Origin of the sequence: Corynebacterium marambiense, assembly GCF_016342275.1 — a bacterium.
Taxonomy (GTDB): domain Bacteria; phylum Actinomycetota; class Actinomycetes; order Mycobacteriales; family Mycobacteriaceae; genus Corynebacterium; species Corynebacterium marambiense.
The window spans coordinates 112,357-134,997 of record NZ_JAEIOT010000016.1 but is presented as its reverse complement, the minus strand read 5'-3'; the positions used below and the strand labels follow the sequence as shown (position 1 = coordinate 134,997).

Here is a 22,641-nt window from a genome sequence, read left to right as displayed (position 1 = left end):
GCCTCATGACGTGGAATACACGTCTCTGTCAGACAAGGAGTCTATGCCATGGAGGTCGCAGTCACCGGAAGCAACGGGCAGGTTGCGTCCGCCCTGAAGCTCACGGTGCCCGACGGTATCAAGGTCACTTGGTTGGATCGAGAGGCGCTCGATGTGACGTCCAGGGAGTCCGTCGCCGCATGCGGGGCGCTCGAGAGCGCGGATGTCGTGGTCAACACGGCGGCGTTCACGGACGTCGACGCCGCTGAGGATCCGGAGCGTCGACCGGAGGTGGACGCGCTAAACACCCGTGCTCCGGAACTCCTGGCCGCGCGGTGTGCGGAAACCGGAGCCCGGTTTATACACCTCAGCACCGACTACGTGTTTGGCGCCACGGGGGACGCCGCGGGTGTGCCGTTGCCGGTGGATGCGCCGACGGAACCCGACAGCGTCTACGGGACAACCAAACGTGCCGGGGAGTGTGCCGTCGCCACCATCGCGGAAACCATGGGGATCCGGGCCACGGTGGTGCGGACCGCTTGGGTTTATTCCGGTGCCCTGCTGCCGGAGCACCGCGATTTCGTGGGCACGATGCTGCGGCTCGCTGCAGGGAACGGCCCGGTCCGCGTCGTCGACGACCAGATCGGGAACCCGACGTATGCCGTTGATCTCGCCCGTGGACTATGGCGGTTAGTGTCAGATCGGTCGGCGCCGACGGGTGTCCTGCACGCCGTCGGGTCGGGGTACACGAATTGGTTCGGTCTGGCCCGACAGGTATTCGCTGAGGCGGGTGCAGATCCAGAACGGGTCGAGCCCTGCTCCAGCGCGGAGTTTCCGCGGCTGGCGCCCAGACCGGCGTGGTCGGTCCTCGACACGGGAGCGTGGCGCGCTCTCGGATACGGTGAACTGCCGGAGTGGCGCTCCGGCGTCGCGCGGGCGGTAGGCGCTAGACTCTGACCCCGTGACCCTCCCTCTACCCGTTGTTACCGTGACTTATTCGCCAGGCCGGCATCTCGACAGTTTCCTCTGTTCCCTGCCTGCGGCCAGCGCACGGGAGGTGCAGGTCATTTTGGCGGACAACGGCTCCACCGACGGTGTTCCAGAGAAGGCCGCCGGGGCGCGGGAGAACGTCGAACTGCTGCGCACCGGGGGCAACCTCGGATACGGTAGCGCGATCAACGTCGCCGCCCGGATGTTGCGGACCCGGCGTGACCGGGGTGAGATCGACCCGGACTTCTTCATCGTCGTCAACCCTGACGTCACCTTCGGTCCCGGCAGTATCGATGAGCTGCTCGCGTGCGCCCGCAGACATCGGCTCGCCGGAGCCGTCGGGCCCCGGATCCGCCAGACGGACGGTGGCACCTATCCCTCAGCACGGGCGGTACCCACGCTGAGGAACGGGGTTGGGCACGCGTTGTTCTCCGGGATCTGGCCATCGAACCCCTGGACCGCTGCGTACCGGGCGGACACGGACATGGACACTGAGCACGCGGCCGGGTGGCTTTCCGGATCATGTCTTCTTCTCCGGTGGGCGGCTTTCGACGCCATCGGAGGTTTCGATGAACGCTACTTCATGTATCTCGAGGACGTCGACCTCGGTGACCGGCTCGGCCGCGCGGGCTGGGACAACATCTACTGTCCTGCGTCCTTGATCGAACACGATCAGGGACACTCCGCCAACGTGCACCTCGAGCTCATGCTCCCCGCGCACCACGACAGCGCCTACCGTTTTCAGGCCGACCGGCACGCCGCATCGTGGATGGCGCCGCTGCGGATCGTGCTCTGGCTGGGGCTGAAAACCCGGGCCGCGGTGTCCCTGGCGGTATCCCGGCTGTTTCCACGACGCCGCTGACCGTCCCCACCGAACAGTCTGCAGATGCGGTACTGTCACCCGGAAAACCGATTGGAAGAAAGAAAACAGATGACTGACACCCATCAGCTAGCTCAGGCCACCGACGCCGTCATTCTCGTCGGAGGAAAGGGAACCCGGCTGCGGCCGCTCACCGTTTCCACGCCGAAGCCCATGCTTCCCACAGCCAACGTGCCGTTTCTTACCCATCTGCTCGGCCGGATCCGTGCCGCGGGAATCACTCATGTGGTCATGGGTACCTCCTTCCGGGCGGAGGTGTTCGAGGAGTACTTCGGTGACGGTTCCGATATGGATCTGGAGATTGAGTACGTGGTGGAGGAGACGGCCAGGGGTACCGGTGGTGCAATCCGGAACGTCTATGATCGTCTCCGAAACGACACGGTAATGGTGTTCAACGGTGATGTGCTCGGGGGAACCGACCTCGGTGCGATTCTCCACACTCACACCGAGAAGAACGCCGACCTGACGATGCATCTCGTCCGCGTCGCTGACCCGCGTGCCTACGGGTGCGTTACCACCGACGGTGAGGGGCGGGTGCAAAACTTCCTGGAGAAGACCGAAGACCCGCCGACCGACCAGATTAACGCGGGGTGCTACGTTTTCCGGCGCGAACTCATCGAGGAGATTCCCGCGGGCCGGAATATCTCCGTCGAGCGGGAGACATTCCCGCGCCTCCTCGAAGACGGCTGCCGGGTGTACGGGCATGTCGACAACGCCTACTGGCGGGACATGGGAACCCCCCATGACTTCGTCCGTGGATCCAGTGACCTGGTGCGGGGAATCGCTCCGTCACCGCTGCTCGAGGGAAAGACGGGGGAGTCCCTCGTTCATGAGTCCGCAGGTGTCAAGGACGGGGTTCTGTTGCTCGGTGGCACGTCCGTAGGCCGGGGAACCGAGATCGGCGCCGGGTGCCGCTTGGACGATACGGTCGTGTTCGACGGCGTGACCATCGAACCGGGTGCGATCATCCAGAATTCCATCATCGCATCGGGTGTTCACATCGGGCCGAATGCCCGGATCTTCGACGCGGTGATCGGGGAGGGTGCCCAGATCGGGGCTCGTTGCGAGTTGCGGAACGGCATGCGCGTGTGGCCGGGCGTCACCATCCCGGACGGTGGAATAAGGTTCTCGTCGGACGCCTGATTGTCCGAGGTGTTCCGCTGAATGGAGGCCCGGGGAGTGCTAACACTCTTGGGGTCTCGATCCTGGTTGCGACACGCAGTGAGTTCGACCAGTTGCGACCTGACGACCGTGAAGCCACTATATGTGGGACACCCTTGGTTTACCCCCGATATACCTGCCGTGTGACTGCTGTGACTAATGTGATTTGCTTCCTGGGCAAACGTGCACGCGGCGAAAAATAGCCCCTCCGCGGGTTGACGATATCTAGGGGCCCGTGTGTAATCACACTTATGTAACTGGCTGTCCGGTCGACTGTTCCCCTATCCCATCAGTCATCGCTCCGGATTTGGGGGCGGAGGTCCGGCGTCCGGGTATCGGCCAGCTCTGTACATTGTCCATCGCTAATCAGGAGAAGGGAGCGTCCATGGAGGATTACGTGTCCGACGCGCCACTCCGTAGCGTGCAGAGTGACCATGGCGATGATGGGGCGTCTGTCGACGGCCCGACACTCCGTGGGGTGGATATGCCTCTCGATGCACTGTTTGGCGCTGTGGAACAGGAATGGCAGGAGCAGGCGCTCTGTGCTGAGACAGATCCCGAGGCATTCTTCCCGGATAAGGGCGGTTCCACCCGTGAGGCGAAACGCATCTGTCAGGCGTGCGGTGTCCGGGATGAATGTCTCGAGTATGCGCTGGAGAATGACGAACGCTTCGGTATCTGGGGTGGACTCTCTGAGCGCGAGCGGCGCAGATTGAAGAAACAGCTCGGGTAGGCGATAGTTTCCCGGAGGTGTTGTCTCTCGATTGTGGGAGGTTCATCCTCCATTTTCCGGTTATCCGTGCGGTCAATCGTGGAAACGAGGGTCGATGTCGGCCGGGTCCATGTTGAGATGTGCCGCAACAAGTTGGGTGAGAATGTGACGGAGTAGCTCCGTACGCTCGCCGACGCCGACGCAACGTTGTTCAACCGGCTTTCTGAAGATCACGATTCTGGCGCGGGTCGGCAGGCCCCGGGAATTGACGCCTGCCGGAATCACGCGGCCGAGCGGGACGGGACCGTCCGCGGCGATTTCCTCGGGGAACACGGTCATGTCGGGGCGGAGGCGCATGCGGGGAACAGTGTCCACCGCGACATCCAGGTTCCGGAGTTGGTCGGGGTAGGCGTCCAGCAACTGCGTGTAGGCATCGACGACCGCGGCGTCGAAGCGTTGGCTGACGCTTCGGTGGCGGGGAGTCCCAGGCGGAAGGAGCGGACCGCGGGGACCTCGGCCCCGCCGGTTGCGGGGTGACGGTATGGACATGGGTCAATCGTAACGGCGCTCACTGATTCGTCTGAGGGGCGCGCCGGGGGAGGGGCTACCTAAACCTCAACCAAGGGTCTAGACTTCGTCTCTGTGAGCCAATTCCGACGCTGTTCCCGCCCGGGCTGCGGCAAACCCGCCGTGGCCACCTTGACGTATGCCTACGCCGAGTCAACGGCGGTGATCGGGCCCCTGGCGCCGAACAGCGAGCCGCACAGCTGGGACCTGTGCGACCATCACGCAGTCTCGATCACAGCACCTCTCGGGTGGGAGCTGCTGCGGTTCAACCACATTCATCCAGAATTCGGTGAAGACGACGATCTCACTGCGCTGGCGGAGGCCGTCCGGGAGGCAGGCAGGCCCACCTCCGGTCTCGTTCCGGAAGTCCCGGGCCCGACGCAGCCGGGCGATGACTCCCGGCATCCCGCTCGTCGGATGCCCCGCATTCAGGCCGCCCGACAACGCCGTCGATCCCACCTCCATGTCGTCCCAGATCCCGACGAGGGGCACTCTGGAGCTGTGGAACAGATCGACCGGTGACACGTCTTTCCATTAGTCCCTGACTCCGGAAGCAACCGGGTACGGGCGGGCGTCGTTCGGATCGGGTTCTAGCCGAAGTCCGGTCGTGAAACCGCTCACGCGAGCCTGTCTGCGCACCGGACCGTGGTGGGGTCGCGGGTATGATCGGGCGAAAACAAAAACGAGACCGGTCAAGAAGTCCGGGAACAACCGATCGGCCACCCCGGTGTTTCCCGAATTCCATGCCCACCTTGAAGGAGAACCAGTACATGCGCACCCGCGACTCTGTTGACGCTGTTATCAAGGCATACGACATCCGGGGAGTAGTCGGAGACGGAATCGACACCGACTTCGTCCACGACACCGGAGCAGCTTTCGCCCGACTCATGCGGGCGGAGGGAGCCACGGTGGTGGCAGTCGGGTACGACATGCGCGACTCGTCGCCCGAACTCGCCGCGGCTTTCGCTGGCGGAGCCGCCGAACAGGGGCTCGACGTCACCATGCTCGGACTTACCTCCACCGACGAGCTGTACTATGTCTCGGGTTCCAGAAACTGCCCCGGCGCGATGTTCACCGCGAGCCATAATCCCGCTAAGTACAACGGCATCAAACTCTGCCGGGCGGGTGCCCGCCCCGTTGGGCAGGCCTCGGGGCTCGGTACCATTGCGGATGACCTGGTCGCCGGGGTTCCGGACTACGAGGGGCGTCCTGGCTCGATTACCGAGAGTGATGTGCTCGCCGACTACGGTGCGTTCCTCCGGTCTCTCGTCGACCTCACCGGCATTCGTCCGCTGACCGTCGCGGTTGATGCGGGTAACGGCATGGGTGGGCTCACGGTACCGGCGGTGTTCGAGGGGCTCCCCATCGACATCCGCCCGCTCTACTTCGAGCTCGACGGTACGTTCCCCAATCACGAGGCGAACCCCCTCGAACCGGCGAATCTCCGGGATCTCCAGCAGTTCGTCCGCGATACGGGGGCCGACATCGGGCTAGCTCTCGACGGCGACGCTGACCGGTGCTTTGTCATCGACGAGAAGGGGCAGCCCGTCACCCCGTCCGCCGTGTGCGCGATAGTCGCCGAACGCTACCTGTCTGAGCACCCCGGTGCGGCCATCATCCACAACCTCATCACCTCGCGGGCGGTCCCAGAGATCATCGCGGAGAACGGCGGCCGTGCGGTCCGTACCCGGGTCGGGCACTCCTTCATCAAGGCGACGATGGCCGAAGAGAACGCGGTATTCGGTGGAGAGCACTCCGCGCACTACTACTTCACCGAGTTCTTCAATGCGGACTCCGGCCTGCTCGCTGCGATGCACGTACTCGCTGCACTGGGGCATCAGAACGCGCCGATGAGCGAGATGATGGAGCGGTACGACCGTTACGCGGCATCCGGAGAACTGAATTCGCGCCTCGAGAGTGCCGCCGCTCAGGTCGAGCGGACCGAGGCAGTCGTCGCCGCGTTCGCCAACCGGACCGAGTCAGTGGATCATCTCGACGGAGTCACTGTGAATCTCGCGGGCACACCCACCTGGTTCAATCTGCGTGCGTCGAATACCGAGCCGCTGCTCCGCCTGAACGTCGAGGCACCCACCAGCGCGGAGGTTGATGCCTTGGTTGAGGAGATCCTGGGGATCATCCGAGCGTAGCGTACCCGGTCGCCCGGGGACGGCGCCTGAGTCGCTTTCCGCGCTACCCTGGGGGTTCGACCGCTCCGATGTGCGCTGGCGCACGTGGGTAACGTGTTGAACACAGCCGGGCCTGCTGGATGGCGGGTCCTCCGGGAGTGGTGATGCGTATGGAGGAAGGATCCCGGGACGCCAAGCCGCGGTTCGACACCGCGGGCCGGGAGTGGTGATGCGTATGGAGGAAGGATCCCGGGTCATGGACAGCACAACGAACGAGTACGACTGGTCGGACGGATCGCGGTACGACCGCGACGCCGTCAGGTTCTTCGATGTCGCACATGAAGGGGCCCAGGTGAGGTGCGTCGCCGGACTCATCGAGACCGGCGCACTCGACGATCTCACCGCGACCCGTCCGCGGAGCGTAATCATCGTTGCCGGAGACCTGCTCTCGGCCCGCGCTGCGCAACTCGCCGTCGCGCTCCGGTCACCGCTGCGACAGCCCATGATCGTGACGGATGTCCTGCCCTCCTATACCGGACCGCTGGATGTGGTGATCGTCGCCTCTGGACACGCCCACGACCCTGAGCGAGCGCGAGCCCTCTCCGCGGCGGTGGGGCGTGGGTGTCCGACCGTGCTCATCGCGCCGTCCCGCGGACCGCTCGTTGATGACGCGCCGTCCCGTGTGGTGATCGTTCCGGAACCTCCGACCGTCCAGACGAGCTCCCCCGCACGCATCACGGCCACTGTCGATGCAGTTCTGGATCTGCTTGAGCAGGACCGCGATCTCGTCGTCGATTCGTTGAAACGGGTCGCGGACGAGATCGATGCGGAGTTGGTGACGTTGAGACCGGAGCGGGATGAACTGGTGAATCCTGCTCGCAGACTTCGCGCGAGCGTGGAGGGACGCCGGATCATCCACTCGGCGGAGGACCCGGTGGGTACGGCGGTGGCGGGCGTGGTCACCGCCATCTGGAACTCCGCGGGCCTGCCGGGATCCGTGATCCCCCAGCCTGAACTGGGAATAGCTCTGCCTGTGCTCCGTCCGCGGAGCGGGGACGTGTTCCATGACCCCTATCTCGATGAGGGACCCACGGTGCTATCCTTGAGGATCGTCATTTGGGCCGTCGAGGACACCAGGCTGCCCGAGGCGACCGCCCAGGGCTGGGGTGAACCAGCGCCGGGCCGACTCGCGGGCGCACTGCGCCTGACCACACGCGGCTGGGCCGCTTCCATCTACCGCGCCACCGAATGAGGACGTGACTTCAGAAACATGCACCTGCTGACAGGTACGGTCCGTACATATCCGTGGGGGTCCCGGACAGCTATCGCGGAACTCCGGGGTCTGCACACCCCGTCTCCCCGGCCCGAAGCGGAACTCTGGTTCGGATCACATCCCGGTGGCTCGTCGACGGTCGGGGACACCCCGTTGGTCGATATCATCGCGGCTGACCCGGAATCCGCACTGGGGAGCCGGGTCTGCGCGCAGTACGACGGACGTCTCCCGTTCCTGCTGAAGATCCTCGCGGCGGCTGAGCCGCTGTCGCTTCAGGCGCACCCCTCCCTCGAACAGGCCCGCGAAGGATGCGCCCGAGAGGACGCGGCGGGTATCCCCCGCAACGCGAACAACCGCAACTACCGCGACGACAATCACAAGCCCGAGCTGATCGTCGCGCTCACGGACTTCGAGGCGTTGGCCGGATTCCGGCCCCTGTCGGAGACGATCCGGCTGTTCGACGCTATCTCGTGTCCCGAGCTTGCGCGGTACCTCACCATGCTCGACAGTGATCCCGAGCACGAGGAGACGAACCTTCGTGCATTGTTTACCACCTGGATCACGATCCCGGCGGCGACCCGGGTCTCCCTGATCGAGAAGGTCACCGGGTGCATCAGGGAGGCGATCCAACGCGAGGACACCGAACCCTGGATTGTCGATGTGCTCCGGAACATCCTGGCGCTGGACGAGCGTTACCCGGGGGACGTCGGGGTGCTCGGGGCCCTGCTCCTCAACAAAATCAACCTGAATCCGGGAGAGGCCGTCTTCCTCGACGCCGGTCAGTTGCACGCGTACGTCTCGGGTATGGGCGTGGAGATCATGGCGAATTCGGATAATGTGCTGCGCGGTGGCCTCACCTCCAAACACGTTGACGTCCCTGAGCTCGTACGAGTGCTCACCTTCCGGGCGCTGCAGGATCCCCTCGTTGAAAGCGAGGTCACCGGGGAAGCCACCCGTTACCCGGTCCCGACCGAGGAATTCGACCTGACCCGGTACAACCTGCGGCCTGGCTCATCCACCGTGGTGGAGCACGACGGCCCCGTCATCGTGTTGTGCACCGCCGGCGAGGCGGTGGCGGGTCACGGTATCGACGACGAACCCCTCGTGTTGACACCAGGCTCCGCGCTCTGGATTCCCGCCTCGGACAGCGCCGTCACCGTCTCGACGTCGGACGGCACCGAGTTGTTCGTGGCGAAGGCGTAGCGGAAACCTACCCGGCAACCGGCGATTCCGGTGTGCCAGCAGGAGCAGGAAGCGGGGACACCCGCGCCTGGGACGCTGTACCCCCCGACGGCCTGGCCCCGACTTCAGGACTCTCGACCCCGGACGGGACCACCTCCCCGGGGACTTCGGGTTTGTTCTCGGTCGGGACTAGAGGGGGCTCAGGTGGTTCGATGGTTGACGGTGGAACATCGTCATCCGGATCAGACTCCGGTGTAGTGGTGGGCTCTGTCGTTTCTGCGGGACGTTCGGAAGGCACGGTGGATGAGGGTTCTGTGGTCCCTGCGGTCGTCGTGGGGGAAGACGAGGGCTCTATCTCGGTGGTCGGCGTTGCGGGTACCGTGCTCGTTGGCGTGCGCGGACGGGGGGAATCGGAAGGCGTCGATATGTCCGGCGACACCGGACGGGAACCGGCATTGGTGGGGTCCGGTTGCATCGAAGGCCGGAATGCAGTGGTGGGCCTGACTGTTCCGGGGGCCGGAATGTGGGCATTCGGGGGGAGCAGAGGATCGGACTGGTCCACCGTGACCCGGCCAGTGGCCGGCGGACGCGCCTCGACAGGTCCCTCCCGAGGGTCCGTCACGGTGGTGGACACCGCTGGTGCGGTTGCGGTGGAATCAATGGTCGGAGCGGGTGGTGCGGAACTCACCGGTCCCGGTGTTACCGAATCTCGTGCCGTTGTGGCTAAGGTGGGGACTGGAGCAGTTGACCGCCAGACTCCGACGCCGATTCCGCTGGCGAGGAGGCACCCGATGACGATGAAAACGAGGACTATTCTCGTTTCTCGTTTCATCATCCCTCCTCAGAACGCCACAGATGGGTCTGTGGTACTCGGTGTTTCTCGGTTATCCGTGTTCCACCGCCAGTACACAGCCGGTTCCCCACGGGTTCGTTACCGGGCGAAACCGCAGGTGGCGGCTCTGTGACAGTAGAAACACTAGCATGGTGCCCGGACCGGGGAAGCCCGGTCAAGGGCGTTGTTACCCTCGAGAGAGCAGGAGAGTTCCACATGGGCGCATGGGATAACAAGATCCTCAACGATCCGGTCAACACGGATTTTCTGGATGAGCTGGCTGCCCTCGACAACGACGAGATCGTCGAGGCCGTCGCGGATGCCTGCAAACTTCTGCTGGGCGACCCGCATGTGACCGACGACGACAGGTCCAACGGACAGTGCGCGGCGACGATCGCCGCAATCTGGGCCGGGGCTCCGTATTCTGCGGGGGATGTCGTCGAGGAATATCCGTTCATTCGTGAACTCATCGGGCGCGGAGATGAATCGCTGTACGACGACGCCTCGTCGATCCTCGAGGAGATCGATGAGGACTACGATACCGAGCCCTACATCGAGGCGCTCGGCGTCGTCGCCTGATTCCCGGTCTTCCCTCCGGACCCGACCCCCAGGACAGGATCCATGATCGTTACCATCGAAGGCATCGACGGAGCGGGAAAGAACACCCTCGTCACCGAACTCAGGAACCGCACCGGAGCGGAGGTGCTGTGTTTCCCCCGCTACGAATCTTCCCTGCCAGCCCGGTTGGCCGCGCGGGCACTGCACGGTGAGATGGGGGACCTTACCGACAGCATCCACGGTATGGCCACCCTGTTCGCGCTCGACCGGTACGGGGCACTGGACACCCTGGACCGGTTTCGGGGTAGCCCGGACCTGCTTCTGCTCGATCGGTACGTGGCGAGCAACGCCGCCTACTCGGCTGCCCGCGCGGATGACCTTTCGTTGTGCGACTGGGTCGCGGATCTCGAGTTCGGGGAGCTCGGTCTCCCCGTGCCTGACTTGCAGATTCTCCTGGACACTCCGGTGGATCTCGCCGCCTCGAGAGCGGCGGACCGGGAGGCGGCGGACCGGTCCCGAGTGCGGGACCGGTATGAGTCCGATCGTGGCCTGCAGGAGCGTACGTCATCGGTCTATCGTCGGCTCGCGGAGCAGTCGTGGCACGGTTCGTGGTTGATCGTGGACCCGCGAGGCACAACCGAAGCCGCCGTGTCGGTCCACACTCGTCTCCGGGAGCTGCGCGAGATGACGATCACGCGCCGGAACTCCGGTAACCGGACCTGACCCCTAACCCTGGGTAGTATCGGGGGGAATAGTCGTGCGGCCCTCGCATCGGTGGCTGATAACCGGACACCGGGTCCGCCGCAGGCCAATCCCGGACAACCACGCGAAGTAGGACAGATGAACGCCAAGATTCTGGTGGTCGACGATGACCCCGCCATCTCCGAGATGCTCACCATCGTTCTTCAGGCCGAGGGTTTCGATACCGTCGCCGTCATGGACGGCGCGCAGGCGGTGGCGGTCGCTGAACGTGAGCAGCCTGATCTGATTCTGCTGGACCTCATGCTTCCCGGCATGAACGGTATCGACATCTGCCGGATCATCCGTAAGAAGTCGACCGTTCCGATCGTGATGCTCACGGCCAAGACCGACACCGTGGACGTTGTCCTCGGCCTCGAATCCGGTGCGGACGACTACGTCAACAAACCGTTCAAGCCGAAGGAACTGGTCGCCCGTATCCGTGCACGGCTGCGCCGGACCGACGACGAACCGAACGAGAAGCTCGAGGTTGGCGATCTGACCATCGATGTTCCGGGGCACATGGTCAAACGGGGGGATACGGAGATCCAGCTCACTCCGCTGGAGTTCGATCTTCTCCTCCAGATGGCCCGCCGCCCTCGACAGGTATTCACCCGAGAGGAACTTCTCGAGAAGGTCTGGGGCTACCGTCACGCATCGGACACGCGGCTCGTGAACGTCCACGTGCAGAGGCTGCGGGCGAAGATCGAGAAGGACCCTGAGAACCCCCAGATCGTCCTGACCGTCCGAGGTGTCGGATACAAGACGGGATCGGGCGAGTAACGGCGCCGGGTCCGGTGCCACCGGATCGGGAACATGAGGGAGCAGGACAGTTTTCAACAGTCAACTGATGGGCGTGCGGCAACGCCTCACGGAGTCGTGGCGCACCTCTCTCCAGGTACGGGTCATCGGCTCGATTCTCGCTGCGTCCGCTGCGGTGGTCCTGATCCTCGGGCTCGCCATGGTGAGTATCGTCGCGCAGCGCCTCGTCGATGCGAAGTTGTCCATCGCTACTTCTGAGATCGACCGGGCCCGCGCCATCGTCGAGCAGCAGGTATCTGCGACGGACACCTCGAACTCGACCCAGGTGCGTATCAATTCCGCCCGGGCGGCCCTGACCAACCGGGGGACCGGGGGAGCTGCCGATTCGGTGGCGGTCTTCGAACCCGTCCTTGTTGTCGCTGACAACGGAAATATCCTCGCCACGTCCCCGGAGGCGTACCGGATCCCGGACCGGCTCCGGGCTTTCGTGTCCCAGGGACAGATCTCGTACCAGTACTCCACCATCGACCGGGCCGACGGGTCGATCTATAAGGCGCTGATCATCGGGACTCCGACGGAATCGGACATCCCCGGTCTCCAGCTGTACCTCGTCCTTCCCCTGGAGAATGAGGAGGCGACGCTCGCCCTCATGCGTGGACTTCTGTCCTTTGGCGGCGTGGTCCTCATTGTCCTCCTCGTCGGCATCGCATGGCTGCTGACACAGCAGGTCACCGCCCCGGTCCGCTCAGCCTCGCGGATTGCCCAACGCTTCGCAGCCGGCCACCTGCGGGAGCGTATGCGGATCGACGGCGAAGATGAGATGGCGCGGCTGGCCATCAGCTTCAACGCCATGGCGGAATCACTGTCGAAACAGATTCACCAGCTGGAGGAGTACGGAAACCTGCAACGGCAGTTCACGTCTGACGTCTCCCATGAACTCCGGACCCCGTTGACCACGGTCCGTATGGCCGCCGACATGATCGCCGACCGCGCCGACGAACTCGACCCGTACACACGCCGGGCAGCGGAACTGATGGTCCGGGAGCTCGACAGGTTTGAGTCCCTGCTGGCGGACCTGTTGGAGATCTCCCGGCACGACGCGGGTGTCGCGGATCTGTCTGAGGAGAGAATCGATTTGCGCACCTGTGTCGCGGCGGCATGGCAGCAGGTGAAGCATCTTGCCGACGAACTCGGGGTCGACGTCACGTTCGATCAACCCGCTGACCCGGTGACCGTCGTGGGAGATGCCCGCCGGATAGAGCGGATTCTTCGGAACCTCCTGGCGAACGCGGTGGATCACTCCGAGGGAAGACCCGTGATGGTACGAGTGGCGACCGGAGATGATGTTGTTGCCGTGACCGTGACCGATCACGGCGTCGGGTTGAAACCGGGCCAGGAGGCGCTGGTGTTCAACCGATTCTGGCGGGCCGACCCCTCACGAGTGCGGCACTCCGGTGGCACCGGCCTCGGGCTGGCGATCTCCCACGAGGATGCGGTACTACACGGGGGTGCCCTGGAGGCCGTCGGTGAAGTCGGCGTCGGCTCCTGTTTCCGGTTGACGCTCCCCTTTACCCCGGGGACGACGTGGAACGGTGAATCCCCACTGCCATTGGCCATCGATCCGGGTGACCCGGAACCCGATCAACCCGTTTCTCCGGCCGCGGCTGCACAACCGGGTCCCGGAGTCCCGGCGCCACCCACAATCATCGACGAGGAAGGTGAGCGAAGCTGATGGAGGCACGACGTTTCCGTTTCCTCGGGGCACTGATCCTGGTCCCTGCGCTGGTGATGGGGTGCACGAGTCTTCCCGGGGATTCCGCCCCACAGGCGATCCGGCCCTTCGAGCGGACACACTCGACGGAGGATGAACTCGCCCCCATCCCTGGCCAGGAACCCGATCTCCTGCTCCGCGGATTCTTCACGGCGGCAGGCAACCCGGCACAGAAACACCAGGCTGCGCGGGCGTTTCTCACCGACTCCACGGCCTCCAACTGGGACGATTCCGCTGCGACCCTCGTGCTCGACCGGATCGACCTCAACGCCGAACCAGGAGCAACCGAGGACTCGATCTCCTACAAGGTCCGCGGAACCGTCGTCGGCACCCTCGCGACCGGAGGTGTGTACACCCCGGAGAACGGTGAGTACGAGGCGACGATGCAGCTGAACCGGATCAACGGGGAGTGGCGGATCTCGGCGCTGCCGCCGGGAGTCGTCCTCGAACGCACGGAACTCCGAAACAAGTTCAGTCCGTATGAACTGTTCTTCTTCGCACCGACCGGTAAGTTCCTGGTCCGGGACCGGAGGTGGGTCTACAACGGCCAACCGTCCCTGGACACGGCGTTGCTCTCTCTCCTTATGGAGGGGCCCCAGACGGATCTAGCCCCGGGCCTGGTCGACGAAATCCCGCCCGATGCGGTGTTCACCGGTGCGGAAGGGGGTGTTTACCACTTCACGGGTTTCGGTGACCTCGACATAGACCAGCGACATCGGTTCGCGGCGCAGGTGGTGTGGACTCTGGCGCATGCAGGCACCCGCGGCCCGTACCGCGTCGAACTCGACGGAACCCCGGTCGATCCCGCCCACGAGGCGTTGACTGTGGAGGACGTGGCGGAGTTTAACCCAAACGCCTTCGCTGGTGCGATCAGCCCGCTCTATGCGTTGAATGACGGATCGCTGATGCTCGTCGACGGCACGGATGCCCGCCCCGTCGCGGGGCCTCTCGGGACTGCCGGAAACATCGAATCCGCGGAGATCTCCTCATCCGGGGGAGTGGTCGCCGTGGTGGAGAACTCCGCCGGTAGCAGGGCCGCTGGGCAGGAGGCACCCTCGAGCACCAGGCGGGGGCGATCCCGGTTGCTGCTTGGCCCGGTCGGTGGGCAGACCGCCGAGGTACTCACTGCCGGAACGCTGACCCGACCCAGCTTCGAATACGAGGCGACCGCGTTGTGGACGGTCCTGGATGGACGCACCGTCGCCCGGGTGGCGCGTTCAACCTCGACGGGTGAACTCTCCCAGGTCGAGGTTGACGCGAGTTCCCTGGATGAACCGGACAATGGTGGCGACGATCAACTCATCTCCGTGCTCCGGCTCTCCCCAGATGGCGTACGGGTCGCCATGATCCGAAATGGACGAGTGTGGGTGGGGACCATCTCTCGCCCAGCGCCGGGGGAACGGAAGATCGTGCGGCCCGTGGAGATCGCGCCGGCGATCGGTGACACCGCGTTGGCGTTGTCGTGGCAGCAGGATGGCTCTCTGCTGGTGGGTACGTCCTCCCCGGACACGCCGGTGTGGCGTGTCGAGGTGGATGGTTCGGCGGTGACGTCGTTGCCCACTGGCAACCTCACGGCCCCGATCGTCGCGGTCGCCTCATCCTCCACCACTCTGTATGCGACTGATGCCCGCGCGATGCTCCAGCTACCGGCGTCGACGAACTCCGCGGCCTTCTGGCGGGAAGTGCCGGCGTTCCAGGGCACCCGGTCCGTGCCCGTGGTTGCGGACTAGGTCCACGGTTCAAGGGGAGGTCCTAATGCTGGAGCTTCTGCTTCCGAGGAGATGCGTGGGATGCGGAATTGCAGGGGTGACGTTGTGTGAACTCTGCAGGCACGAATGGAGGAATCCCCCGTTTCGCGTTGACCCCCGGGTGGATCCCCGCGTCCCGGTGTTCGCGTTGGGGCCGTGGGGCGGGGTACACCGGTCCACGGTGATCGGGATCAAGGAGCGTGGCAGAAGGGATGCCATTCCGGAGATCGGGGCGGTTCTCGGTGCCGCGATCAGGTATCTCGCGGCCCGGGGTGATCTGCCCGCATCCCCCGGCATAGTCCTCTCACCTGCGCCTACCCGTCGCAGAGTGGCCCGGTTGCGCGGCGGGGACACTGTCGCTGCGATTTGTCAGGCGAGCGGTTTCGATGTGGTTCCCCTGGTCTATCTCGCCGCCTCGGTCCGGGATTCGGCGGGCCTTGATGCTGTATCCCGTCGGAAGAACCTGGTGGGTTCGGTCCGGATGTACCGGCGGGTTGAGGGGTGGCCGAAGAGGGTGGTGGTTATCGATGATGTAGTGACGACGGGGGCAACCGCAGCTGCCACAGTCGAGTGTCTGTCAGTTGCCGGAATACTGGTCACGGGGGTGGTCGCACTTGCCGCTGCTTAGCTGTCGGGGGTGCCTCGCCCGATGGTTATGACCGGAAGGTAAACTTGAGGTTGCAGTAGTCCCCGTCACCGTGGACGTCGTGGGTAATCCCACCCACTTCTGTGCGGTGGCCGATACCGGGAGGTAAGAGCAATGACCACGCCTGCTGACAACAAAGACGGCCTGCGTCCTGAGACTCAGGTGAGCATCACGGGCCGTAACGTGGAGGTTCCGGAGCACTTCGCGGAACGCGTGAATTCGAAGCTCGCCAAGATTGAGCGACTGGACCCGACGTTGACCTTCTTCCACGTCGAGCTCCAGCACGAGCCGAATCCGCGACGCAGTGATCAGAGCGACAAGATCCAGATCACCGCGACCGGCAAGGGCCACATCGCCCGTGCCGAGGCGAAGGAAGACAGCTTCTATGCTGCCCTGGAGACCGCCCTCAGCAGGATGGAACGGTCGCTGCGCAAGGTGAAGGCACGTCGGAAGATCAGCCGTTCGGGACACCGTGCGCCGCTGTCGACCGGGGAGATTGCCGCTGAACTCACCGCAGAGGTTAACGCCCCGCAGCAGGAAAGCAAGGGCGAGTTCGACGTGGATCCTTACGCGGACAGCGTCCAGGACATCGTCCCCGGCCAGATCGTCCGTACCAAGGAACACCCGGCTGTCCCGATGAGCGTCGATGACGCCCTGTCGGAGATGGAGCTGGTCGGCCACGACTTCTACCTCTTCGTCAATGAGGAGAACGGTAGCCCGTCCGTCGTCTACCGGCGCCGTGCCTTCGACTATGGCCTGATCACACTGACGGAGCCCGACCACTGATCGGATACGGTCGCCTGTGCAGCACTTTCGCTGAGGCGGGAGTTGTCGGCACCGCTCCGGATCTATGTAATCCGGGACCTGAGCACCCGTCACCCACACCGGATGTGAGGTGGCGGGTGCTTCCCATGTCCGGTGGGCGCGTAGAATGATCGGGAATCCATCCGCTTGAACCCACAAAAGACAAAGGACGATTGCCCGTGTTTGGACTGTCCCGGATCCTCCGAGTCGGTGAGGGGCGCGCCGTGAAGCGCCTGAAGAAGATCTCCGACGAGGTCATCGCCCTCGAGCCGAAGTATGCCGAAATGAGTGATGATGAGCTCAAGGCAATGACGGACACGTTCCGGGAGCGCCTGGCCGGTAAGGAGAACATCGACGACATCTTGCTGGAGGCGTTCGCGGTTGCCCGGGAGGCCTCGTGGCGGGTGCTGGGGCAGAAGCACTACCCGGTCCAGATCATGGGTGGCGCGGCCCTGCACTTCGGCAATGTCGCCGAGATGCGTACCGGTGAGGGCAAGACCCTGACCTGTGTTCTGCCCGCCTACCTCAACGCCCTGGAGGGCAAGGGTGTCCACGTGGTCACGGTGAACGACTACCTGGCGAAACGTGACTCGGAGTGGATGGGTCGGGTGCACCGTTTCCTCGGCCTGGAGACCGATGTCATCCTCTCTAACATGCGCCCGGACGAGCGGCGCCGTGCCTACAATGCCGACATCACCTACGGCACCAACAACGAGCTCGGCTTCGACTACCTCCGGGACAACATGGCCCAGAGTGTCGATGCGCTGGTGCAACGACCGCACAACTATGCCATCGTCGACGAGGTCGACTCGATCCTCATCGACGAGGCACGTACCCCGTTGATCATTTCGGGTCCGGCGGACGGTTCCAGCGAGTGGTACTCGGCGTTCTCCACGATCGTCCCGAAGATGCGCCTCGACGTGCACTACGAGGTCGACCACCGGAAGAAGACGATCGGCGTCCGTGAGGAGGGCGTCGAGTTCGTCGAGGACCAACTCGGCATCGACAACCTGTACGCCCCGGAGCACTCCCAGCTTGTGAGCTATCTGAACAACGCCATCAAGGCGCAGGAGTTGTTCACTCGTGACAAGGACTACATCGTGCGCAACGGTGAGGTCATGATCGTCGACGAGTTCACCGGCCGCGTGCTGCCTGGTCGCCGCTACAACGAGGGTATGCACCAGGCGATTGAGGCGAAGGAGGGCGTGGAGATCAAGAGCGAGAACCAGACCCTCGCCACGATCACGCTGCAGAACTACTTCCGCCTGTACGACAAGCTCGCCGGAATGACCGGTACCGCCGAGACCGAGGCTGCGGAGCTGCACCAGATCTACAAGCTCAACGTCGTGTCGATCCCCACCAACCGACCGAACCAGCGCGAAGACCTCACCGACCTCGTCTACAAGACCCAGGAGGCGAAGTTCGCGGCCGTCGTCGATGACATCGCCGAGCGCGTGGAGAAGGGGCAGCCGGTCCTCGTTGGTACCACCTCCGTCGAGCGCAGTGAGTACCTCTCGGGTCTGCTGCAGAAGCGCGGTATCCGGCACCATGTGCTGAATGCCAAGCATCACGAGCAGGAGGCGGAGATCGTGGCACGTGCAGGCCTGCCCGGCGCCGTCACCGTCGCTACCAACATGGCCGGTCGCGGTACCGATATCGTACTTGGTGGCAACCCCGACATCCTCGCGGACATCAACCTGCGTGAACGGGGTCTCGACCCCGTCGAGAACCCAGAGGCGTACGAGGAGGCGTGGGACGATGAGATCACCCGGATGAAGGCGAAGTCCGAGAAGTTCGCCGAGGAGGTCCGCGAGGCCGGTGGGCTCTACGTTCTCGGCACCGAACGGCACGAATCCCGCCGCATCGACAACCAGCTCCGCGGTCGGTCCGGTCGCCAGGGCGATCCGGGTCTGACCCGCTTCTACCTCTCCATGCGCGATGATCTCATGGTCCGTTTCGTCGGCGCGACGATGGAAAACATGATGAACCGGCTCAACGTGCCGGATGACATGCCCATCGATGCGAAGATGGTCTCGAACTCGATCAAGGGAGCACAGACCCAGGTCGAGAACCAGAACTTCGAGATGCGTAAGAATGTCCTCAAGTACGACGAGGTGATGAACGAGCAGCGCAAGGTGATCTACCGTGAGCGCCGTCAGATCCTTGAGGGTCGGGATGTCGGTCCCCAGGTTCAGTCGATGATCGACGACACCGTCGCGGCCTACATCGCCGGTGAGACCGCCAACGGGTACGTCGAGGACTGGGATCTCGACCGGCTCTGGAACGCCCTGGAGAGTCTCTACGGCCCGTCGACGACCTGGCGGAGCCTCGTCGAGGGGGCCGAGTACGGTCAGCCCGGTGAACTCACGGCTGAGCAACTCCTGGACGCCGTCCTCAAGGACGTGCACTCCCAGTACAGCGAGATGGAGGACGTGATCACCACGCAGGGCTCCGAGGATCAGATGCGGTCCCTCGAGCGCAGCGTTATCTTGAATGTGGTCGACCGCAAGTGGCGTGAGCACCTCTACGAGATGGACTATCTCAAGGAGGGGATCGGTCTCCGCGCGATGGCGCAGCGTGACCCCCTGGTCGAGTACCAGAAAGAAGGTGGGGACATGTTCAACGCCATGAAGGACGGGATCAAGGAAGAGACTGTCCGTCAGCTCTTCATCCTGCGTAAGCAGGTTCTGCCGAAGATCGAGGAGGAGGGGTCCACCGACCTCAACCACGATGGCAAGCTCGACGGCAGGGACTTCGAAGACCCCAGCTCCCGGCGTCCCTCCCCGGACTCCCTGCCGACCTCCGGTCCACAGGAGCCCTGATCGACTGAGTCACGCCGTGGCCCCCGGTGGGTTGTGGTGATAGACAGAAGCGGGTGTGCACACCAGCCGGCAGCGGCGGTGGGTGCGCCCGCTTTGCAGTGCCCGGAGGCTCGGGGCTCAGAACAGGCGGAGGGCCGTCATCCGCCAGGGGCGGGTCTCGGTGTCTCGCTCGATCCTGGCCGCGAATGCCCAGCGTCGCCCCGCCGCACGGGCGGATCCGCAGACCTCGAGAAGCATCTTCCCGGCGGTCCCCGTGTCGTCGGGGACGGTATCCTCCCTCCGGATGTGCAGTGAGGTCAGGGTGACACGGCCTGCTTTCCCCGATCTTCCACGGAGAATCTGCCGGTGGCGGATCTGCACGAGCTGCCGCACCTGCACCGAGTACTCGGCCATGCGCAGTTGGGTGGGGGGTCGTACAGCAAATGCGGCCTCGAGACAGACGACGATCAGACGGTGACTCGCCCGTCTGGCTTCCGGAGATGCCGTGGTCGACGGGCCGTAGGACCCACGGGGGTGGGCCCGTGTGGGAGGTTCGGCGGAACGGTGTTCCTGTCGGCGGATGGTCTTCACGTGAACGTGTCCGGGAACTGTGGTCAGCATGGTTCGCTCCTGAATGGGGATGAGTCTGGCGAGGTGTCCTGCTTCTATGGACCCCGTGTGCCCGCACCCGGTTCCGGACCCGTGCGACGGGTTCGCCACAGAGGGGTCGATGTGCGGCGACGAAGAGCCTGTCGGGCCGGGTCGTGGGCTACCCGGCGCGACAGCGGGGCTGGTGACCGACTACCTTGGTGGTGCCGGGGTTGCGGGCGTCCGATGACGTCCGATCCGTCGGCACGCGTCGGCCGGGAGGTCGAACGCCGGTAAAACGTGTCCGAGGAGCGGAGAGAACAAAAGTGCGTGGACTGATCGTCGATTACTGTGGTGTCCTGGACGGGACAGAGGAGGACCAACGTCGGTGGCGGAACCTGCTGACGGCTGCCAAGAAGAACGGCGTGGCCACGGCCGTGCTTTCCAATGACCCCGGAGGCCCCGGTGCCGAACCGATCCGCGAGCTGGAATACCGCGGCATCGTCGACGCCGTGGTGCTCTCGGGTGAGGTCGGCGTTGAGAAACCCGAGGAGGGGGCTTTCCAGGCCGCCGCCGACGCCATCGAGCTGAAGCGCCAGGACTGCGTCATGGTCGATGACTCCATCATCAACGTGCACGCGGCCGTGCGTGCGGGCCTGGTCGGTGTCTATTACCAGCAGTTCGACCGTGCCGTCGTCGAGATTACGGGCTTGTTCGGTATCGAAGGGGAGTTCTGAGCGGTGCGCGTTTATATTCCGGCGACCTTCGACATGCTGTCCGCACTCGCCGAGGAGCGTTCCGTCCCGGCGAGAGGCGGCTGGGGTTTCGCGGTCACCCCCGCTCTGCTCGAGTTCTATACCTCGGGGGATGAGGAGGAGATCGCGCACCTGGCGTTCCAGGATGCAGCGCGGGCCTCGCTCCGCCTGCTGGCGACGGGAGAACAAGACCGGTTCCCGCACCGGAGAGTGGTGATCTCCGCGGACATCGATGACGGTTCCGTCGAGGTGTCCCCCGAGTCGGGTGAGTCTGTGGTGCGGCTGGATCCGCCGCGGGTCGATCTGGCTGACATCGTGTGCTTCCACGTCGACATCGCAGGCAGCGAGGCCGCGACCGCTGCCGCCGTCGAGGTCGTGGATGCCGCGGATCTCGGGGACGAGGACGCTGAGCTGACGGTCGGTGACGCCCTGGACAACTTCATGGCCTGGTACGAGGTGCAGGAGTTGGACGCGTTGGTGCAGCTCCTCTGAGCGGGGGAGTTTTCGGGGAGGACAGGGGTACAGCCCGGTTGGAGGGCCAGGGGAGGTGTCGGGCGTTCCGGTGCAGGCCGCGGATTCCCCGCGTATGAAACCGGATGTCGTGTCCCGCTTGGACACGTAACCTACGTTGCCGTAAGCTACGGTCTCGTACCAACATCCGGAAAAGTGTAAGGACAGTGAATCACCTGTGGTCACCAAAGCCGCCAGGGCGCGGGACGGGCTCGGTGCCTTGCGTCATGTACTGCGACGTTTCACTACCCCCCTCCTCCCCGATGATTACACGCAGCTGGTCAATCCGCTGTGGTCCGTGCGGGAGCTCCGGGGCCAGATAGTCAGCGTCTCCAGGGCGACGGAGGGCACCGTCAACCTGGTGATCCGTCCCGGATGGGGGGTACCCGTCGATTTCGAGGCCGGCCAGTACATTGGGATCGGCGTTCAGATCGACGGACGCTACGTGTGGCGCTCCTACTCGCTGACCTGCAGCCCCCGTCCCGCAGGTGATCTGTTGTCCATCACGGTCCGCGCGGTTGAACGGGGAAAACTCTCCAACCACCTGGTCGGGAGTGCACACCCCGGAATGACGGTGCGGATCGGGGCGCCGGCGGGGGATTTCCACCTGACCGACCCGATCCCCGGGAAACTGCTGTTCATCACAGCTGGAACGGGCATCACCCCGGTGATCAGCATGCTGCGGACCCTCGCCGACCGGGACCAGTTCGGCGACGTGACCCTGATCCATTCGGTGAGAACCGAAGAGGACCTGCTGTTCTCGGATGTCATCGAGAAGCTCCGCCGGGAACACCCGGGTTTCACCGCGATCGTGCGCATCACGAGCCAGGAGGGGCGCCTGACACCGGAGACGGTCGGCGAGATCGTTCCGGATGTTACCGAGCGCACCGCTTACGCCTGTGGACCGAACGAGATGCTCGATGCCCTGGAAGCCTGGTGGTCGGAGCTCGACACTGATGAGGAACTCCGCACCGAGCGGTTCACCCTTGACCGCAGCAGTGCGGCGACCGGTGGCGAGATCACCTTCGGGCACCGGGGGAGCTGTCACGCTGACGGTGCGACGACACTGCTTGAAGCCGCGGAGAGCGCGGGTATCCAGCTCACCTTCGGATGCCGCATGGGTATCTGCCAGACCTGTGTGCGGCCGCTGACCGACGGATATGTCCACGACCTACGGACCGGCGACGTGCACGGGCCGGGGGAGCGGATCCGCACCTGCGTGTGCGTCGCCGCGGGGGACGTCTCCGTCGATGTCTGA

The 22,641-nt window shown here is 64.4% G+C and carries 21 protein-coding genes; 19 read left to right on the top strand and 2 right to left on the bottom strand.

What is annotated here, in order from left to right; translation table 11 throughout:
• The first annotated feature begins 48 nt into the window (after positions 1-48).
• The 4 genes from rfbD (at position 49) to JDV76_RS11975 (ending at position 3,743) form a co-directional block, all read left to right on the top strand.
• Positions 49-936, top strand: a complete 888-nt coding sequence (rfbD, locus tag JDV76_RS11990) for a dTDP-4-dehydrorhamnose reductase (RefSeq protein ID WP_198737134.1) — start codon at positions 49-51, stop codon at positions 934-936.
• Between the two features lie 4 nt (positions 937-940).
• Positions 941-1,831 carry a glycosyltransferase family 2 protein gene (locus JDV76_RS11985; protein ID WP_198737133.1) on the top strand — a complete coding sequence of 297 codons (891 nt, stop codon included), beginning with the start codon at positions 941-943 and terminating at the stop codon, positions 1,829-1,831.
• 69 nt (positions 1,832-1,900) lie between these two features.
• Positions 1,901-2,992, top strand: a complete 1,092-nt coding sequence (manB, locus tag JDV76_RS11980) for a mannose-1-phosphate guanylyltransferase (protein WP_198737132.1) — start codon at positions 1,901-1,903, stop codon at positions 2,990-2,992.
• Positions 2,993-3,494: 502 nt separating this feature from the next.
• The gene (locus JDV76_RS11975) at positions 3,495-3,743 is read left to right on the top strand and encodes a WhiB family transcriptional regulator (protein WP_198737213.1); all 249 of its coding nucleotides are present in this window, start codon (positions 3,495-3,497) and stop codon (positions 3,741-3,743) included.
• A gap of 72 nt (positions 3,744-3,815) precedes the next feature.
• On the opposite strand, the gene JDV76_RS11970 is transcribed toward JDV76_RS11975, so the two are convergent.
• A complete protein-coding gene (locus tag JDV76_RS11970; protein ID WP_198737131.1) occupies positions 3,816-4,271 on the bottom strand; it encodes a metallopeptidase family protein in 456 nt (151 codons plus the stop codon).
• Between the two features lie 93 nt (positions 4,272-4,364).
• Here JDV76_RS11970 and JDV76_RS11965 point away from each other — a divergent pair, with 93 nt between their 5' ends.
• The 12 genes from JDV76_RS11965 to secA all read left to right on the top strand — a co-directional run bounded on the left by JDV76_RS11965 (position 4,365) and on the right by secA (position 19,551).
• Positions 4,365-4,811 (top strand): DUF3499 domain-containing protein, encoded by a 447-nt coding sequence (locus JDV76_RS11965; protein WP_198737130.1) that lies wholly within the window; start codon positions 4,365-4,367, stop codon positions 4,809-4,811.
• Between the two features lie 248 nt (positions 4,812-5,059).
• The gene (locus tag JDV76_RS11960) at positions 5,060-6,436 is read left to right on the top strand and encodes a phosphomannomutase/phosphoglucomutase (RefSeq protein ID WP_198737212.1); all 1,377 of its coding nucleotides are present in this window, start codon (positions 5,060-5,062) and stop codon (positions 6,434-6,436) included.
• A gap of 235 nt (positions 6,437-6,671) precedes the next feature.
• Positions 6,672-7,667 (top strand): hypothetical protein, encoded by a 996-nt coding sequence (locus JDV76_RS11955; RefSeq protein WP_198737129.1) that lies wholly within the window; start codon positions 6,672-6,674, stop codon positions 7,665-7,667.
• A gap of 18 nt (positions 7,668-7,685) precedes the next feature.
• Positions 7,686-8,891 carry a mannose-6-phosphate isomerase, class I gene (gene manA / locus JDV76_RS11950; RefSeq protein WP_198737128.1) on the top strand — a complete coding sequence of 402 codons (1,206 nt, stop codon included), beginning with the start codon at positions 7,686-7,688 and terminating at the stop codon, positions 8,889-8,891.
• A 1,027-nt stretch (positions 8,892-9,918) separates the two neighbouring features.
• A complete protein-coding gene (locus JDV76_RS11945) occupies positions 9,919-10,281 on the top strand; it encodes a hypothetical protein (RefSeq protein ID WP_198737127.1) in 363 nt (120 codons plus the stop codon).
• A gap of 42 nt (positions 10,282-10,323) precedes the next feature.
• Positions 10,324-10,983, top strand: coding sequence for a dTMP kinase (locus JDV76_RS11940; RefSeq protein ID WP_198737126.1), 660 nt, complete (start codon positions 10,324-10,326; stop codon positions 10,981-10,983).
• A gap of 117 nt (positions 10,984-11,100) precedes the next feature.
• Positions 11,101-11,781, top strand: coding sequence for an MtrAB system response regulator MtrA (gene mtrA, locus JDV76_RS11935; protein ID WP_198737125.1), 681 nt, complete (start codon positions 11,101-11,103; stop codon positions 11,779-11,781).
• A 67-nt stretch (positions 11,782-11,848) separates the two neighbouring features.
• Entirely contained in the window at positions 11,849-13,492 is a 1,644-nt protein-coding gene (mtrB, locus tag JDV76_RS11930) for an MtrAB system histidine kinase MtrB (RefSeq protein WP_198737124.1), read from the top strand.
• Positions 13,492-15,261 carry an MtrAB system accessory lipoprotein LpqB gene (gene lpqB / locus JDV76_RS11925; protein WP_198737123.1) on the top strand — a complete coding sequence of 590 codons (1,770 nt, stop codon included), beginning with the start codon at positions 13,492-13,494 and terminating at the stop codon, positions 15,259-15,261. Before mtrB ends, lpqB begins: the two co-directional genes overlap by 1 nt.
• A gap of 199 nt (positions 15,262-15,460) precedes the next feature.
• Positions 15,461-15,907: a ComF family protein gene (locus JDV76_RS11920; protein ID WP_232959402.1), complete on the top strand. Its 447-nt coding sequence runs from the start codon at positions 15,461-15,463 to the stop codon at positions 15,905-15,907.
• 132 nt (positions 15,908-16,039) lie between these two features.
• Complete coding sequence (gene hpf, locus JDV76_RS11915) at positions 16,040-16,711, top strand: ribosome hibernation-promoting factor, HPF/YfiA family (protein WP_198737121.1); 672 nt, start codon at positions 16,040-16,042, stop codon at positions 16,709-16,711.
• A 197-nt stretch (positions 16,712-16,908) separates the two neighbouring features.
• On the top strand, positions 16,909-19,551 hold the full coding sequence (gene secA, locus JDV76_RS11910) for a preprotein translocase subunit SecA (protein WP_198737120.1): 2,643 nt from the start codon (positions 16,909-16,911) through the stop codon (positions 19,549-19,551).
• Positions 19,552-19,668: 117 nt separating this feature from the next.
• Here the strand turns inward: secA and JDV76_RS11905 are convergent, their stop codons facing one another.
• Entirely contained in the window at positions 19,669-20,151 is a 483-nt protein-coding gene (locus JDV76_RS11905) for an Rv3235 family protein (RefSeq protein ID WP_198737119.1), read from the bottom strand.
• Between the two features lie 293 nt (positions 20,152-20,444).
• Between JDV76_RS11905 and JDV76_RS11900 the strand changes: the two genes are divergently transcribed.
• The 3 genes from JDV76_RS11900 (at position 20,445) to JDV76_RS11890 (ending at position 22,641) form a co-directional block, all read left to right on the top strand.
• Complete coding sequence (locus JDV76_RS11900) at positions 20,445-20,855, top strand: HAD family hydrolase (RefSeq protein WP_198737118.1); 411 nt, start codon at positions 20,445-20,447, stop codon at positions 20,853-20,855.
• 3 nt (positions 20,856-20,858) lie between these two features.
• Entirely contained in the window at positions 20,859-21,365 is a 507-nt protein-coding gene (locus JDV76_RS11895; RefSeq protein ID WP_198737117.1) for a DUF6912 family protein, read from the top strand.
• 196 nt (positions 21,366-21,561) lie between these two features.
• The gene (locus JDV76_RS11890) at positions 21,562-22,641 is read left to right on the top strand and encodes a ferredoxin reductase (protein ID WP_198737116.1); all 1,080 of its coding nucleotides are present in this window, start codon (positions 21,562-21,564) and stop codon (positions 22,639-22,641) included.